We start from the raw sequence: 15,819 nt of genomic DNA on the forward strand, positions 1-15,819 counted from the left end.
GTGAAAAGCCGAAAAAAAATCCCGCTTAGAAAATGCGTCGTGACGGGAGAAATGAAACCAAAGAAAGAACTGATTCGCGTTGTTCGTTCAAAAGAAGGTGAAGTGTCTGTTGACGCAACCGGAAAAATGAACGGGCGCGGCGCTTACCTTTCTCTCGATAAAGAAACCATTCTTGCGGCGAAGAACAAACGTAGTTTACAGCAGCAATTTCAGACACAGATTGACGAACACATTTTTGAAGAATTACTAGAACTAGCTGAAAAGGTGAAAAAACCGAATGACTGAATCTGAATGGTATCCTTTGCTTGGTCTAGCAAATCGAGCTCGTAAAGTCGTGTCAGGAGAAGATCTGGTGATCAAAGAAATTAGACATGCGCGTGCTAAGCTGGTTCTTCTTGCAGCAGATGCCTCATCCAACACAGAGAAAAAGGTATCTGACAAATGCAAATTTTACAATGTTCCGGTTAGAAAAGTTGAAGACCGTTCCGTTCTCGGACGTTCTATAGGGAAGGAAGCTCGCGTAGTTGTCGCTGTCACTGACCAAGGCTTCGCTAAGAAGCTCATAAGCTTGCTCGATTAATTTATTTGGGGGTGAACGAATGGCTAAAGTGAGAGTATATGAATACGCAAAAGCCATAGATGTTTCAAGTAAAGATATTATAGCAGCGCTTAAGGATATGAACGTGGAAGTGAACAACCACATGGCGACGCTTGAAGACGACACTGTGAAAAAGCTAGACGCTATCTATAAAAAAGCCAAAGCAAAAGAGACAGCTAACGAGAAACCCGCAGAACAAAAAAAACAATCATCTAACAAAAACAATGATAGAAAGAAGAATGACGTGCAGAATAATCAATTTAATAAAAACAAAAAAAACAACAACCAAAACAAAAACAAAAATAAACGCGGCGGCAACAACAAGGCGCAGCATCAGCAAGCAAGACCTGTGAAGCCGAAAAAAGAGCTTCCTGAAAAAATTGAATTTACAAATTCAATGACAGTCGGTCAGCTTGCTGACGAGCTTGGCAAAGAAACTGCTGAAATCATCAAAAAACTGATGATGCTTGGTGTTATGGCTACGATCAACCAAGAGCTCGACAAAGATACAGTCGAATTAATTGCTTCTGAATATGGTGTTCCAGTAGAAGAAGTCATCATTTTAGAAGAAACTGAACTTGAAAAGTATGAAGTTGAAGATAAAGAAGAAGATATGCAAGTACGCCCTCCAGTCGTAACGATCATGGGACACGTTGACCACGGGAAAACAACGCTTCTTGACAGCATTCGTAAAACGAAAGTTGTTGAAGGCGAAGCGGGTGGAATTACGCAGCATATTGGTGCATACCAAATTGAAGAAAACGGTAAGAAAATCACGTTCCTTGATACACCAGGACACGCAGCTTTCACTACGATGCGAGCACGTGGTGCTGAAGTAACAGATACGACGATCTTGGTCGTTGCAGCAGATGACGGTGTCATGCCGCAAACGATTGAAGCGATCAACCACGCCAAAGCGGCAGAGGTGCCAATCATTGTGGCTGTCAATAAAATTGACAAACCAACAGCGAACCCTGACCGCGTGATGCAGGAATTAACTGAGCATGGTCTTGTACCTGAGGCATGGGGTGGCGAAACCATTTTCGTTCCTTTATCTGCAAAAACAGGCGAAGGCATTGACGAATTGATCGAAATGATCCTTCTTGTCAGCGAAGTAGCAGAACTAAAAGCCAACCCAAATCGTGCGGCAAAAGGAACTGTGATTGAGGCTGAGCTTGATAAAGGAAGAGGTTCTGTTGCAACCCTTCTCGTTCAAACTGGTACACTTCAAGTAGGTGACCCAATCGTTGTCGGTAATACATTTGGCCGTGTACGTGCAATGGTCAATGACATCGGACGCCGCGTGAAAACAGCAGGACCATCTACACCTGTTGAAATCACTGGTTTAAATGATGTACCGCATGCAGGGGATCAGTTCCTCGTATTCAAAGATGAAAAAACAGCTCGTCAAGTCGGTGAGGCGCGTGCGTCTAAACAACTTGATGAACAGCGTTCAGACAAAGCGAAATTATCTCTTGATGACCTATTTGAGCAAATCAAACAAGGTGATGTGAAAGATATCAACTTAATCGTAAAAGCAGACGTACAAGGTTCTGCTGAAGCACTGACGGCAGCTCTTCAAAAAATTGAAGTAGAAGGCGTCAAAGTGAAAATCATCCATACGGGTGTTGGAGCGATTACAGAATCTGATATCATTTTAGCAAGTGCTTCTAATGCGATTGTGATCGGATTTAACGTACGTCCTGATGGCAATGCGAAGAGCACAGCTGAAACAGAAAACGTAGATATCCGCTTACACCGCATCATCTACAAAGTCATCGATGAAATTGAAGCTGCGATGAAAGGGATGCTTGACCCTGAATATGAAGAAAAAGTCATCGGTCAAGTTGAAGTTCGTCAAACGTTCAAAGTATCAAAAATCGGTACAATTGCTGGTGGCTATGTCACTGAAGGTACCATTACTAGAGACAGTGGTATCCGCTTAATTCGTGATGGCGTCGTCATCTTTGAAGGTGAAGTCGACGTATTAAAACGATTCAAAGACGATGTGAAAGAAGTTTCACAAGGCTATGAATGTGGTATTACCATTAAGAAATACAATGATATCCGTGAAGGTGATGTCATGGAATCATTCGTTATGCAAGAAATCGAAAGAAAATGATCGGTTATACCGAGTGTGAGTGTATGATCTATGATGCATCCTCACTGAAGGAAAAACGTGCGGTTCTGCAGCGTATCATGACAAGAACGCGCCATAAATTCAATGTGACCATTGCTGAAATGGACTATCAGGATACATGGCAGCGTACTTCGATCGGAATCGCCGTCATTTCCTCCTCCCGGGTTCAAGTGGAAAAGGAACTTCAGCGTGTGTTAAGCTTTATTGATTCTTTTCCGGAAATTGAACGAACGATCACGAAAACTGAGTGGTTTTAATTAGAGGTGATAAGATCATGAGTATGAGAGCAACCCGTGTGGGTGAGCAAATGAAAAAAGAATTAGGCGACATCCTTGGCAGAAAGCTAAAAGATCCAAGAATCGGCTTTTTGACTGTAACGGATGTTGAAGTATCCGGTGATTTGCAAATTGCTAAAGTCTATATTTCTGTTCTTGGCGACGAGAAGAAAAGAGAGGAAACCTTAAAAGGCCTTGCAAAGGCGAAAGGGTATATCCGCTCTGAAATTGGCAATCGAATCAGACTTCGCAAAACACCAGAGCTTCACTTTGAATTCGATGAGTCTGTAGACTACGGTAACCGAATTGAAAGCCTGATTGCTGAACTAAACACAAAAGATCACGAATAAGACGTTGAAATAAGGATAGGCGATGATCGTCTGTCCTTTTTCATCGTTTATGAAAGGAGAGAACGCAGGTGCAAAACGGTGTTCTTTTATTACATAAAGAAAGAGGCATGACCTCTCACGACTGTGTGTTTAAAGTGAGAAAGATTTTACACACAAAAAAAGTGGGACATACAGGGACACTCGATCCAGAGGTTTCAGGTGTTCTGCCTATTTGTATTGGACGAGCGACAAAAATTGTGGAGTACTTAACAGATAAATCGAAAACGTATGATGCGGAAATCACCATTGGATTTTCTACAACGACAGAAGACCAAACAGGTGAAGTAGTAGAAGAAAAAAAGGTACCGGTACCGATGTCAGAAGATGACATTGATGCTGCGTTGAAACAATTTGAAGGAACCATTGAACAGATCCCTCCGATGTTTTCTGCTGTGAAAATTGGCGGAAAAAAGCTCTATGAATATGCAAGGCAAGGCATTGAAATTGAACGTCCAAGCCGTGAAATTACCATTCATCGCATCGAGCGGACAACACCTGTCACATTTGAAAATGGTAAGGTATCATTTAGATTCACCGTACTGTGTTCAAAAGGCACATATGTGAGAACGTTAGCCGTCGATATCGGAAAAAAACTTGGGTTTCCAGCCCACATGTCTCACCTCATTCGCATAGGATCTGGTGACTTTACGTTAGATGAATGTATCACTCTTGATGAGTTGCGGGAGATCAGCGAGAAAGGAACGGTTGAGGAACATCTTGTGCCGATCGAGCGTGCGCTCAATCATTTGCCGAAATGGGAGATAAATGATACATTAGCAAGTAAAGTGGAAAACGGTGCAGTCCTACCTATGCCTGATGAATTTGCTCATTTTGCAGAGGAAGATCGTGTCGCTGTCTTTGCTCCTTCAGGCCGTTGTATGGCGATTTATATGAAGCACCCGACCAAACAGAACCTGATGAAGCCGGCGAAGATTTTATCACAGGACAAGCAATCTTAAAGAAAAGGTGACCATCTCGTGAAGACTATACATATTTCACACCCACATACATTGAATCAAAAGGATCAAGTCCCGTCTGTGATGGCTTTAGGGTATTTTGACGGTGTTCACCTCGGACACCAAAAAGTGATTGATGCAGCGAAAAACATTGCGGAAAAAGAGGGTTTAGCTCTAGCTGTCATGACTTTTCATCCACATCCATCACATGTTCTGCAAAAAGCACGTGAACCAAAAGACTTAATCACACCGCTTGAGGATAAGATTGATTTTATCGAACAATTAGGTGCTGACTACTTATACATTGTGCAATTCAGCGAAAGCTTTGCAGCACTGTCTCCTCAAGAGTTTGTCGATCAGTATTTGGACGAACTGAATGTGAAGCATGCAGTCGCTGGTTTCGATTTTACATTCGGCCGGTTTGGCGCAGGCACAATGGAAACGTTTGATGAATACGGGAAAGGGCGGATTGCTGCGACCATTGTACCTAAGCTTTCCAACCAAGACCGGAAAGTCAGCTCGACCCTTATACGTTCCGCATTGAAAAATGGAGACGTTGAATATGTGAGTGAGCTTTTAGGGAAACCGTATCAGCTGCGAGGCATTGTGATTCATGGAGATAAACGAGGACGCACGATTGGCTTCCCAACCGCCAATGTTGGTTTATCTGCTGAATACATCATCCCGCCAACAGGCGTATATGCAGTGAGAGCGGAAGTGAAAGGCAAGGTGTATGACGGTGTTTGTAACGTTGGCTACAAACCAACATTTTACGAAAAACGTCCTGATCAGCCTGCGATTGAAGTGAACCTTTTTGATTTTAACGAAGAAATTTATGGTGAACCGATTAAATTACAGTGGTACAAGCGGATTCGCAGTGAACAAAAGTTTAACGGTATCCAAGAATTAACGGCTCAAATTAGTCAAGATAAAGAAGAAGCGATTCAGTTTTTTCAAGATCATCTTCATTAAACAAAAAAATCGCAGAAAAACCGCTCTATCATTTGCAAAATCGGCATATTTTTAGTATGATAATTCCTGTAGCTTTAAAACCACTTACTTGGCAGGCCGACTTCACCGACGGTTGCGAGGTAGATGGGGCTAACATGATTTGGAGGTGAAACAGGATGGCTATTACTCAAGAGCGTAAAACTCAATTAATTAATGAGTTCAAAACACACGAATCTGATACTGGATCTCCAGAAGTTCAGATCGCTGTCCTAACAGAATCAATTAACAACTTGAACGAGCATTTACGTACTCATAAGAAAGATCACCACTCACGTCGCGGTCTTTTGAAAATGGTAGGTAGACGTCGTAATCTTCTTACGTATCTACGTAATAAAGACGTAACTCGTTACCGTGAGTTAATTAACAAACTAGGCTTACGTCGATAATCGTAAAAAGCGGGAGGATTCCCGCTTTTTTATCGTATAATCACTAATATTTTATGGTTAAAATGTTGAAAGAATGGCAAAAACCCTTCTACATACAGCTTTCACATTGATATGTGAAAATCATTTTGTTCATAATAAGAAATAACCTAAAAACTTTACGACAAGAGAGGAGTTTATCTCAGAATGGGACAAGAGAAACAAGTCTTCACCATAGACTGGGCTGGACGTCAACTGACAGTTGAAACTGGCCAGCTTGCAAAGCAAGCAAACGGAGCGGTTCTCGTACGCTACGGAGATACGGCTGTGCTTAGCTCAGCAACAGCTTCTAAAGAACCAAAACCACTTGATTTTTTCCCGCTCACTGTAAACTACGAAGAAAGATTATATGCAGTTGGTAAAATTCCTGGTGGTTTCATTAAAAGAGAAGGCCGCCCAAGTGAAAAAGCAATCCTTGCGAGCCGCTTAATTGACAGACCGATCCGTCCACTATTTGCAGACGGATTTAGAAATGAAGTACAAGTCATTAGTATTGTCATGAGTGTGGATCAAGATTGTTCATCTGAAATGGCTGCAATGTTTGGCTCATCTTTAGCTTTATGTGTGTCTGACATTCCATTTGAGGGACCAATCGCTGGCGTGACAGTAGGACGAGTAGATGGAAAGCTCATCATCAACCCAAATGTTGAGCAGCTTGAACAAAGCGATATCAACCTTGTTGTAGCTGGAACAAAAGATGCAATCAACATGGTAGAAGCTGGTGCTGATGAAGTACCAGAAGAAACAATGCTTGAAGCCATCATGTACGGCCATCAAGAGATCAAACGCTTAATCGAATTCCAAGAAGAAATTGTAAAAGCTGTCGGTAAAGAAAAAATCGATATTCCTTTATATGAAGTCGATCAAGCATTAGCAGAGGAAGTAAAACAACTTGCTGAAGCGGATCTACTGAAAGCGATTCAAGTACATGAGAAGCATGCTCGTGAAGATGCCATCAGTGCTGTGAAAAAAGCTGTCGTTCAAAAATTTGAAGAAGAAGAGCGTGACGAAGCAACGATTAAACAAGCGAAGGATGTCTTAAACAAGCTTGTGAAAAACGAAGTTCGCCGCCTTATTACCGAAGAGAAAGTACGTCCAGATGGACGCGGTGTCGATCAAATCCGTCCACTTTCTTCAGAAGTAGGACTTCTTCCAAGAACGCACGGTTCAGGATTGTTTACAAGGGGCCAAACACAGGCACTCAGTATTTGTACATTAGGTGCACTTGGTGATGTACAGATTCTTGATGGTCTTGGTGTTGAAGAGTCTAAGCGATTCATGCACCATTATAACTTCCCGCAATTCAGTGTTGGTGAGACCGGCCCAATGCGTGGTCCAGGCCGTCGTGAGATTGGACATGGTGCGCTAGGCGAACGTGCATTAGAGCCAGTCATTCCATCTGAAAAAGATTTCCCTTATACGGTTCGCCTTGTGTCTGAGGTGTTAGAATCAAACGGTTCTACTTCACAAGCAAGTATTTGTGCGAGCACACTTGCGATGATGGATGCAGGTGTTCCAATTAAAGCACCAGTTGCAGGGATTGCAATGGGACTTGTTAAATCTGGTGAATACTACACAGTGCTGACAGACATTCAAGGAATGGAAGATGCACTTGGAGATATGGACTTTAAAGTAGCAGGTACATCTAAAGGTGTAACAGCGCTTCAAATGGACATCAAAATCGATGGTCTATCAAAAGACATTTTAGAAGAAGCACTTCAACAAGCGAAAAAAGGAAGAATGGAAATTTTAGATAGCATGCTGTCAACGATTCCAGCTTCTAGAGGAGAATTGTCACGTTATGCACCAAAAATCTTAACGATGACAATCAATCCAGATAAAATTCGCGATGTCATTGGACCAAGCGGTAAACAAATCAATAAAATCATTGAAGATACCGGTGTGAAAATTGATATTGAACAAGACGGTACAATCTTTATCTCTTCTACTGAAGAAGACATGAACCAAAAAGCGAAGAAAATCATTGAAGATCTTGTCAGAGAAGTTGAAGTTGGCCAACTTTACTTAGGTAAAGTAAAACGAATTGAAAAATTCGGTGCCTTCCTTGAAATCTTCAGCGGCAAAGATGGACTTGTTCATATTTCTGAGCTTGCACTTGAACGTGTTGGCAAAGTAGAAGATGTCGTGAAGATTGGTGACGAACTACTCGTCAAAGTCACTGAGATCGATAAACAAGGCCGTGTAAACCTTTCTCGTAAAGCTGTTTTACGTGAAGAAAAGGAAAAAGAAGAAAAGCAGTCTTAATGAGAACAAATAAAATGTGTTAGAAGCCAGGTATCCGTGCCAGGCTTCTTTCTTTTCTTGCGCGTAACAATAGTTCTAGCTTGTTTCTCCCCATCATAATTTGTGGTAAAGGGGAGGGACAACCATTGAAAAAAACGATACCATTCTTTGTGTTTGTATTTTTACTGCTCGTGTCATATCAAACGATGAAGCAGCCGGCTGCTGTTACATATATGAATTCAATGAAAGAGCACGCCGAGGTAGCATCTGTTTCAAAAGATATTCTGTATCAAGAGATCGAATCGAAGTCTTCTGACTATGAAGAGAAGCCGCAAAATGCTAAGATTGATAAAGTGTGGAAAAAGATGCCTGGTTTAAATGGACAGACAGTCGATATCGATGCTTCTTACGAAAAAATGAAAAAACAGGGCTCTTTCGATGAAAAGCTGCTTGTTTTTAAAGAAACAAAACCCTCTGTCCATTTACATGAACTTGGTGCTGAACCTATCTATAAGGGACATCCAGACAAAAAGATGAATGCATTCCTGATCAATGTAGCTTGGGGCGACGAGCATTTAACAAAGATGTTGAATACACTAGAAAAGCATCAAGTGAAGGCAACCTTTTTCTTAGAAGGCAAATGGGTGAAAAACAGTCCAGACCTTGCTAAAAAAATCGTGGCAGATGGTCATGAAATTGGAAATCATTCATACAATCACCCGGATATGCGCACACTGACAAGAGAACGAGCATTAGAGCAGATGATTAAAACAAATCGCCAAATTGAAGAATCCCTTGGGAAAAAACCGATATGGTTTGCGCCTCCAAGCGGCAGCTTTAAAGAAGAAACAGTAAAGCTTGCGAAACAAGAAGGAATGGAAACCATTATGTGGACAGTAGACACGATCGACTGGCAAAAACCATCACCAGCTGTATTACAAAAACGAGTGCTTGGGAAAATTCACAATGGGGCGATGATATTAATGCATCCAACAGACGCAACAGCGAGAAGTCTTGACGCACTTATCACTCAAATCAAAGAAAGAGGATATGAATTAGGAACGGTTTCTGACCTTCTAAGTGAAAAAAGACATCCGTGATGCGATCTGTTTGTTGAATAGGAGGAGCAAAACTTGGTCAAAACGTATACATGCCAAAACGGAGTAAGAATTGTACTTGAAAACAATCCCACTGTAAGGTCTGTCGCAATTGGCGTCTGGATTGGAACAGGTTCTAGACATGAGACACCAGAAGTAAATGGGATCTCACACTTTTTAGAGCATATGTTCTTTAAAGGAACAAGGACGAGATCTGCACGTGATATCGCAGAATCCTTTGACCGCATTGGTGGTCAAGTGAATGCCTTTACGTCAAAAGAATATACTTGCTATTATGCAAAGGTACTTGATTCACATGCTGGGTATGCCCTCGATGTATTGAGTGACATGTTTTTCAACTCTGCTTTTGACGAAGAAGAACTGAAGAAAGAAAAAAATGTGGTCTATGAAGAAATTAAAATGTATGAAGATACTCCTGATGACATCGTTCATGATTTGTTAAGCAAAGCCATTTACGGTGATCATTCATTAGGTTATCCGATTTTAGGGACAGAGGAAACACTCTCTACTTTTAACGGTGATTCCCTTCGAAAATATATGGATGAATTCTATACGCCGGATCGCGTCGTCATCTCTGTTGCAGGGAACGTCGATGACACTTTCATTCGTGAGGTAGAAACATTATTTGGCTCGTATGAAGGAAAGGGGAAAAAGCAGCCTGTCGAAGCCCCGCAATTCCACTATGACAAACTGACACGCAAAAAGGAAACAGAACAGGCGCACCTTTGCATGGGCTTTAACGGACTTCCTGCTGGAGATCAGGGCATCTATGACTTAATCGTCTTAAATAATGTTCTAGGCGGTAGCATGAGCAGCCGGTTGTTCCAAGACGTAAGAGAAGATAAAGGACTTGCGTATTCTGTATTCAGCTATCATAGTTCATTTGCAGATAACGGAATGCTGACGATCTATGGTGGAACTGGAGCGAAGCAGCTGAACCTGCTATCTGAAACCATCTTACAAACATTAGACGTCTTAAAACGTGAGGGAATTACGCAGAAAGAACTTGAAAACTCTAAGGAGCAAATGAAAGGCAACCTCATGCTCAGTCTTGAAAGCACAAACAGCAAGATGAGCCGAAATGGTAAAAATGAATTACTCCTTGGCAAACATCGTACGCTTGATGAAATTATTGATGAAATCAATCGCGTCTCATTAGACGGCGTGAATAATTTATCGAAAAGAATCTTTACAGAAGATTATGCGCTCTCGCTTATTAGTCCAACGGGTGATCAGCCATCATAATGTAAACAACACGGCAGACTTCTCAAGAGGTCTGCCGTTTATTGTATACCAAGAAGAAAGGGGCCCTGCGTTCATGAAACACGAAAAACTGAAACAGCTATCTCCGCTTCTTAAACAAGCCATCTCTTTCCAGCCGATGACATCTGGATTTTCGGGAGACCGCACCTTTTTGGTCATAACGCCTAGTGAAAAGCTAGTACTCAAGCTATCAGACATTCAGAAATATTCCAGTTTGAAAAAGAAAGCGTCCATTCAGCAGAAGTTAAAAAATCGAGGCGTTATTTGTTCTGAAGTGATGGAGGTCGGAGTGAGTGCTGAACAAAACTGTACCTTTCGTATTTTTCCATTTATCGAAGGAGAGATTGCTAGAGCATCCATTCATCTGCTCACAGAAGAAGAGCAGTATGAAATCGGAAGGCGGGCAGGCAGAGACTTGAGTATCATGCATACATGCGATGCCCCTTTTTATGCAGCCCCTTGGGATAAGAAGGTATTAGCGAAACATGAACGGTATGTATATGCCTATCAATCAAGTGGAGTTGCCTTTTCCCATGATCAATTCGTATTAGATTTTATTCAGTCACATGCTGATGTAGTTAAAGAGAGACCAAACCAGTTCCAGCACGATGATTTTCATGTAGGGAATATCATCATACAACGTCATCAATATGCGGGTGTGATCGACTTTGATCAATCCGACTGGGGTGATCCGATTCATGACTTTTATAAACTGTCTTTATTCAGTCGAGAAAGCAGCATTCCATTTTCAGCCGGGCAATTGGATGCCTATTTAAGTACGCAGACAACACATGATTTTTGGCTTCTTTTTTCCATCTATACAGCCATGAGCTGTTTTTCTTCTATTGTTTGGACGTTATCCTATGACCCGGGGCATGTAAAAGACATGGTGAATCGAGTGGAGAGAATGCTGACAGACCATAAGCGTTTTACTCAACTGACGCCAGTTTGGTATACAGATTGGCTTGATTCGTGCGTGTAGAACGGGACGGTCTATTCACCCTCCGTGCTGCATATATGATATGGAAGGGGAGTGATGCGATTTTGAGGCTGAGTGAGCTGTCAGGAAAAGAGATCGTCGATATTAAAAGAGCGGAGCGGCTTGGCGTGCTTGGACAAACCGACCTTGAAATAAATGAACAGGACGGTCAAATTACAGCACTCATCATACCTTCCGTCAAATGGTTTGGCTTTCGAAAACAAGGAAATGACATCCGCGTTCCGTGGAATCACATTCAAAAAATAGGATCAGATATGATCATTCTCGATGTGCCTGAAGAACTTCAGCCGCACGGAGAAAAAGAGCACCCATCATAAAAGGGTGCTCTTTTTCTTTTCTCTCCCCGATTTGTTCACAGGCTGAATCCTCTCCTCATATGCTGAAAGGGAGATTCGGAAAATATTACAGACTTTTTTAAATAAAGAAGGTGAACGGTCAGTATGTTGAGCGGTTTAACGGTTGCGGTGATCGGGGGAGATGCTAGGCAGCTTGAAATCATTCGCAAGCTGTCACAGCAGCATGCCAAAGTGTTTTTGGTCGGATTTGATCAGCTGGATCATGGATTTATTGGTGCTGAAAAGCTGAAAATGTCAGAGCTTCCATTTGAACAAGTGGATAGTATGATCCTTCCGGTATCAGGTGCTACAGACGAAGGGGTCGTTGCCACCGTTTTTTCAAATGAGAAGGTCGTGCTAGAAGCTAAATATTTAGAAAGAACCCCTGCACATTGTACCTTGTACTCAGGTATTTCTAATATGTACTTAGACAATATGGCAAAGCAGGTGAACCGGAAGCTTGTGAAGCTGTTTGAGCGAGATGATATTGCCATATATAACTCTATTCCAACAGTTGAAGGGATTATTATGATGGCTATTCAGCAAACGGACTATACGATTCATGGGTCACATGTCGCTGTTCTCGGACTTGGTCGAACAGGGCTCACCATTGCCCGCACTTTTCGGGCGCTAGGTGCGGAAGTGAAAGTTGGTGCTGCGGATACAGCCCATTTAGCGCGAGCCTTTGAGATGGGACTTGATCCATTTTCAATGGACCGTTTAAAAGATGAAGTTACGGATGTCGACATCATCATTAATACGATTCCAAGCTTAGTATTAGATTCATCTGTCATCGTCAGCATGACACCAAAGACACTCATTTTGGATATCGCCTCCCGCCCAGGTGGAACAGACTTTGACTTTGCACAAAAGCATGGAGTGAAGGCACTTCTTGCACCAGGACTTCCAGGGATTGTGGCACCAAAGACAGCCGGACAGATCATTGCAAAAGTGCTTTCTGGTCTCTTATGTGAACTTGCGGAGGAAAAAAGGGGGATGGAATCATGACTACACTAAAAGGGAAAAGAATTGGCTTTGGTTTAACAGGTTCTCACTGCACGTACGAAGCTGTTTTTCCGCAAATCGAATCACTCGTGAAAGAAGGGGCAGAAGTGCGTCCTGTCGTGTCATATACAGTGCAAAATACGAATACGAGATTCGGAGAAGGAGCGGACTGGATTGAGCGGATTGAGAAGCTGACAGGATTTCAAGCGATTGACTCAATCGTCAAAGCAGAGCCGCTTGGACCAAAACTTCCACTTGATTGTATGGTCATTGCACCTTTAACAGGCAATTCAATGGCGAAATTTGCAAATGCACTAACAGACAGTCCAGTCTTAATGGCTGCTAAGGCGACCATTCGTAATCATCGCCCTGTCGTTTTAGGCATTTCCACCAATGATGCATTAGGTTTAAATGGTACAAATCTCATGAGACTCATGTCGACAAAGAACATTTTCTTTATTCCATTCGGCCAAGATGATCCATTCAAAAAACCGACTTCCATGGTAGCGCATATGGATCTACTGACGAAAACAGTAGAAGAGGCGCTCGAGCATAGACAAATTCAGCCCATTTTAATTGGATCAAACGAATAATAGATTCACTAGAAAATCATGAAAGATTCAAAAAAGGTACTTCAAGCCTTGCTTTTCTATGGTAAAATAAAATGTAAAAAGTCATAGGATGGCCATCCGAAAGAAAAGAATCATGGATGGGTCGGAAGGAGTTTTACTGATGGGAAGAGGATTGCATGTAGCTGTAGTTGGAGCGACTGGAGCTGTCGGTCAACAAATGTTAAAAACACTAGCTGACAGAGATTTTGAAATGGATACACTTACCCTACTATCCTCAAAACGTTCTGCTGGAACAAAAGTGACATTCAGAGGTCAAGAGTATACCGTTCAAGAAGCAACACCTGAAAGCTTTGAAGGGGTCAATATTGCACTATTCAGTGCGGGAGGAAATGTTTCCAAAGCGCTAGCTCCTGAAGCAGTCAAACGAGGTGCAATTGTTGTCGATAATACAAGTGCTTTTCGTATGGACGAAAATACCCCTCTTGTCGTACCAGAGGTAAACGAAAAAGATTTGCATGACCATCAAGGGATCATTGCAAACCCTAACTGTTCAACGATTCAAATGGTGGCGGCGCTAGAACCGCTTCGTCAAGCGTATGGCATGAAAAAAGTCATTGTGTCTACTTACCAAGCAGTATCAGGTGCAGGACATGAAGCCATAGACGAACTGTACAGCCAGTCGCAAGCCATTTTAAATAAAGAAGATGTGAAACCAGAAGTCATGCCTTATCAAATTGCCTTTAATGCGATTCCGCAAATTGATAAATTCCAAGATAATGGCTATACATTTGAAGAAATGAAAATGATCAATGAAACGAAAAAAATCATGCATTTGCCAGAGCTAGAAGTAGCGGCAACATGTGTGAGACTGCCAATTGAAACGGGTCATTCAGAATCGGTTTACGTTGAACTTAAATCAAATGACGCAACGGTTGATGACATCAAGTCTATCCTAAAAGATGCACCAGGCATCACATTACAAGATGATCCGTCTCAGCAAATTTATCCAATGCCTGCAGATGCTGTTGGTAAAAACGACGTATTTGTCGGCCGCATTCGGAAGGATTTGGATCGTCCAAATGGCTTCCATATGTGGATTGTATCTGATAACCTGCTAAAAGGCGCTGCATGGAACTCCGTTCAAATTGCAGAAAGCTTACGAGCATTAAAATTAGTTTAACATTCAATGGATGATGAGGACGAATAGAAGAGAGTTAGGCATCTTTCGCCTGCTCTCTTCTGTTACGTCAGAATGAACTTGGAGTGAAAACAGTGAAAATAATTGTCCAAAAATTTGGCGGTACATCTGTCAAAGATGATCAAGGGAGAAAAAGGGCACTTGCACATATCTTATCTGCAAAAGAGAAAGGCTATAAATCGGTCGTTGTCGTGTCTGCGATGGGACGAAAAGGCGATCCTTATGCTACAGATACACTGCTAGGTCTGCTTTACGGCAGTGCGCAGCATATGACAAACCGAGAAAAAGATTTACTCGTGTCTTGCGGAGAAAATATTTCAGCTGTTGTTTTTTCAAGTATGCTGAATGAAAACGGGCTAAAGGCTGTTGCGATGACTGGATCACAGGCAGGCTTTGTGACGGATAAAGAACATACAAATGCGAAAATTATTGACATGAAGTGTGAACGTCTTGAGGCGGCACTTTCAGAGCATGATGTGGTTGTCGTAGCTGGATTCCAAGGCGCTGCAAAAAATGGAGACGTGACAACAATCGGACGAGGCGGCAGTGATACGTCAGCTGCTGCGTTAGGCGCTGCATTGCAGGCAGATTTCATCGATATTTTTACAGATGTAGAAGGGGTCATGACAGCAGATCCCCGTATCGTAGAAAATGCAAAACCACTGAGAGTCGTGACATACACAGAAATTTGTAACCTCGCATACCAAGGGGCAAAAGTCATTCACCCGAGAGCTGTTGAAATTGCCATGCAAGCAAAAGTACCAATGAGGGTCCGTTCAACATACTCTGATGATGAGGGCACACTCGTGACATCACACTACTCAGATAAAATGAGTCATGATGTGTACGACCGCCTGATTACGGGTATTGCACATGTCAATGATGTCACACAAATCAAAGTCCCAGCTAAAGAGGGACAGTACAGCGTACAAACAGAAGTCTTTAAAGCAATGGCAAATGCCCAAATCAGTGTCGATTTCTTCAACATTACACCGAGCGAAATCGTCTATACGGTGACAGGTGCAATGACTGAAAAAGCAACGGCGATCCTAAAAGATCTGGGCTATACGCCGATTGTCACGACAAACTGTGCAAAGGTATCAGCTGTTGGAGCAGGCATTATGGGTGTACCAGGTGTCACATCTAAAATTGTATCTGCACTATCTGAGCAAAATATTCCGATCTTACAGTCCGCTGACAGTCATACGACGATTTGGGTGTTAGTGAACGAAGAAAACATGAGAGCGGCTGTCAATGCCCTTCATGAAGTGTTTGAACTTTCAAGATAAATGT

General features: G+C 42.2%; 17 protein-coding genes. All 17 read left to right on the forward strand.

Annotated elements, in window-relative coordinates:
• Window positions 1-285, forward strand: coding sequence for an RNase P modulator RnpM (gene rnpM, locus KVT11_RS04150; protein WP_008344742.1), 285 nt, complete (start codon window positions 1-3; stop codon window positions 283-285).
• Complete coding sequence (locus KVT11_RS04155; RefSeq protein ID WP_007499528.1) at window positions 278-580, forward strand: YlxQ family RNA-binding protein; 303 nt, start codon at window positions 278-280, stop codon at window positions 578-580. The genes rnpM and KVT11_RS04155 overlap by 8 nt, the downstream gene beginning before the upstream one ends.
• A 19-nt stretch (window positions 581-599) precedes the next feature.
• Window positions 600-2,720, forward strand: a complete 2,121-nt coding sequence (gene infB, locus KVT11_RS04160; RefSeq protein ID WP_007499526.1) for a translation initiation factor IF-2 — start codon at window positions 600-602, stop codon at window positions 2,718-2,720.
• The gene (locus KVT11_RS04165; RefSeq protein WP_017359071.1) at window positions 2,717-2,995 is read left to right on the forward strand and encodes a DUF503 domain-containing protein; all 279 of its coding nucleotides are present in this window, start codon (window positions 2,717-2,719) and stop codon (window positions 2,993-2,995) included. The genes infB and KVT11_RS04165 overlap by 4 nt, the downstream gene beginning before the upstream one ends.
• A 17-nt stretch (window positions 2,996-3,012) precedes the next feature.
• Window positions 3,013-3,363 carry a 30S ribosome-binding factor RbfA gene (gene rbfA, locus KVT11_RS04170; protein ID WP_007499525.1) on the forward strand — a complete coding sequence of 117 codons (351 nt, stop codon included), beginning with the start codon at window positions 3,013-3,015 and terminating at the stop codon, window positions 3,361-3,363.
• A gap of 68 nt (window positions 3,364-3,431) precedes the next feature.
• Complete coding sequence (gene truB, locus KVT11_RS04175; RefSeq protein WP_008344736.1) at window positions 3,432-4,361, forward strand: tRNA pseudouridine(55) synthase TruB; 930 nt, start codon at window positions 3,432-3,434, stop codon at window positions 4,359-4,361.
• An 18-nt stretch (window positions 4,362-4,379) separates the two neighbouring features.
• Window positions 4,380-5,330, forward strand: a complete 951-nt coding sequence (ribF, locus tag KVT11_RS04180; RefSeq protein ID WP_017359069.1) for a bifunctional riboflavin kinase/FAD synthetase — start codon at window positions 4,380-4,382, stop codon at window positions 5,328-5,330.
• 155 nt (window positions 5,331-5,485) lie between these two features.
• Complete coding sequence (gene rpsO, locus KVT11_RS04185) at window positions 5,486-5,755, forward strand: 30S ribosomal protein S15 (RefSeq protein ID WP_008354438.1); 270 nt, start codon at window positions 5,486-5,488, stop codon at window positions 5,753-5,755.
• A 183-nt stretch (window positions 5,756-5,938) separates the two neighbouring features.
• The gene (pnp, locus tag KVT11_RS04190; protein WP_007499522.1) at window positions 5,939-8,056 is read left to right on the forward strand and encodes a polyribonucleotide nucleotidyltransferase; all 2,118 of its coding nucleotides are present in this window, start codon (window positions 5,939-5,941) and stop codon (window positions 8,054-8,056) included.
• Between the two features lie 125 nt (window positions 8,057-8,181).
• A complete protein-coding gene (locus tag KVT11_RS04195; RefSeq protein WP_017359068.1) occupies window positions 8,182-9,135 on the forward strand; it encodes a polysaccharide deacetylase family protein in 954 nt (317 codons plus the stop codon).
• Between the two features lie 33 nt (window positions 9,136-9,168).
• Window positions 9,169-10,398 carry a M16 family metallopeptidase gene (locus KVT11_RS04200; RefSeq protein ID WP_017359067.1) on the forward strand — a complete coding sequence of 410 codons (1,230 nt, stop codon included), beginning with the start codon at window positions 9,169-9,171 and terminating at the stop codon, window positions 10,396-10,398.
• A gap of 73 nt (window positions 10,399-10,471) precedes the next feature.
• Window positions 10,472-11,398: an aminoglycoside phosphotransferase family protein gene (locus KVT11_RS04205; RefSeq protein ID WP_025207347.1), complete on the forward strand. Its 927-nt coding sequence runs from the start codon at window positions 10,472-10,474 to the stop codon at window positions 11,396-11,398.
• Between the two features lie 62 nt (window positions 11,399-11,460).
• Window positions 11,461-11,733, forward strand: coding sequence for a YlmC/YmxH family sporulation protein (locus tag KVT11_RS04210; RefSeq protein WP_008344726.1), 273 nt, complete (start codon window positions 11,461-11,463; stop codon window positions 11,731-11,733).
• A 123-nt stretch (window positions 11,734-11,856) separates the two neighbouring features.
• Window positions 11,857-12,759, forward strand: coding sequence for a dipicolinic acid synthetase subunit A (gene dpaA / locus KVT11_RS04215; RefSeq protein WP_017359065.1), 903 nt, complete (start codon window positions 11,857-11,859; stop codon window positions 12,757-12,759).
• A complete protein-coding gene (gene dpaB, locus KVT11_RS04220; protein ID WP_017367267.1) occupies window positions 12,756-13,349 on the forward strand; it encodes a dipicolinate synthase subunit B in 594 nt (197 codons plus the stop codon). The genes dpaA and dpaB overlap by 4 nt, the downstream gene beginning before the upstream one ends.
• Before the next feature lie 139 nt (window positions 13,350-13,488).
• Window positions 13,489-14,508, forward strand: a complete 1,020-nt coding sequence (gene asd / locus KVT11_RS04225) for an aspartate-semialdehyde dehydrogenase (protein ID WP_008344721.1) — start codon at window positions 13,489-13,491, stop codon at window positions 14,506-14,508.
• A 92-nt stretch (window positions 14,509-14,600) separates the two neighbouring features.
• The gene (gene dapG, locus KVT11_RS04230; RefSeq protein WP_025207348.1) at window positions 14,601-15,815 is read left to right on the forward strand and encodes an aspartate kinase; all 1,215 of its coding nucleotides are present in this window, start codon (window positions 14,601-14,603) and stop codon (window positions 15,813-15,815) included.
• The last annotated feature ends 4 nt before the right edge of the window (window positions 15,816-15,819 follow it).

The organism is Bacillus sp. GbtcB10 (genome assembly GCF_019091365.1).
Lineage (GTDB): Bacteria > Bacillota > Bacilli > Bacillales > Bacillaceae > Bacillus > Bacillus altitudinis.

Excerpts from the sequence above, each read along its gene's own strand:
- KVT11_RS04155 (WP_007499528.1), top strand. The coding sequence starts at position 278 with ATGACTGAATCTGAATGGTATCCTTTGCTTGGTCTAGCAAATCGAGCT.
- infB (WP_007499526.1), top strand. The coding sequence starts at position 600 with ATGGCTAAAGTGAGAGTATATGAATACGCAAAAGCCATAGATGTTTCA.
- KVT11_RS04165 (WP_017359071.1), top strand. The coding sequence starts at position 2,717 with ATGATCGGTTATACCGAGTGTGAGTGTATGATCTATGATGCATCCTCA.
- rbfA (WP_007499525.1), top strand. The coding sequence starts at position 3,013 with ATGAGTATGAGAGCAACCCGTGTGGGTGAGCAAATGAAAAAAGAATTA.
- rpsO (WP_008354438.1), top strand. The coding sequence starts at position 5,486 with ATGGCTATTACTCAAGAGCGTAAAACTCAATTAATTAATGAGTTCAAA.
- pnp (WP_007499522.1), top strand. The coding sequence starts at position 5,939 with ATGGGACAAGAGAAACAAGTCTTCACCATAGACTGGGCTGGACGTCAA.
- KVT11_RS04205 (WP_025207347.1), top strand. The coding sequence starts at position 10,472 with ATGAAACACGAAAAACTGAAACAGCTATCTCCGCTTCTTAAACAAGCC.
- dpaA (WP_017359065.1), top strand. The coding sequence starts at position 11,857 with ATGTTGAGCGGTTTAACGGTTGCGGTGATCGGGGGAGATGCTAGGCAG.
- dpaB (WP_017367267.1), top strand. The coding sequence starts at position 12,756 with ATGACTACACTAAAAGGGAAAAGAATTGGCTTTGGTTTAACAGGTTCT.
- asd (WP_008344721.1), top strand. The coding sequence starts at position 13,489 with ATGGGAAGAGGATTGCATGTAGCTGTAGTTGGAGCGACTGGAGCTGTC.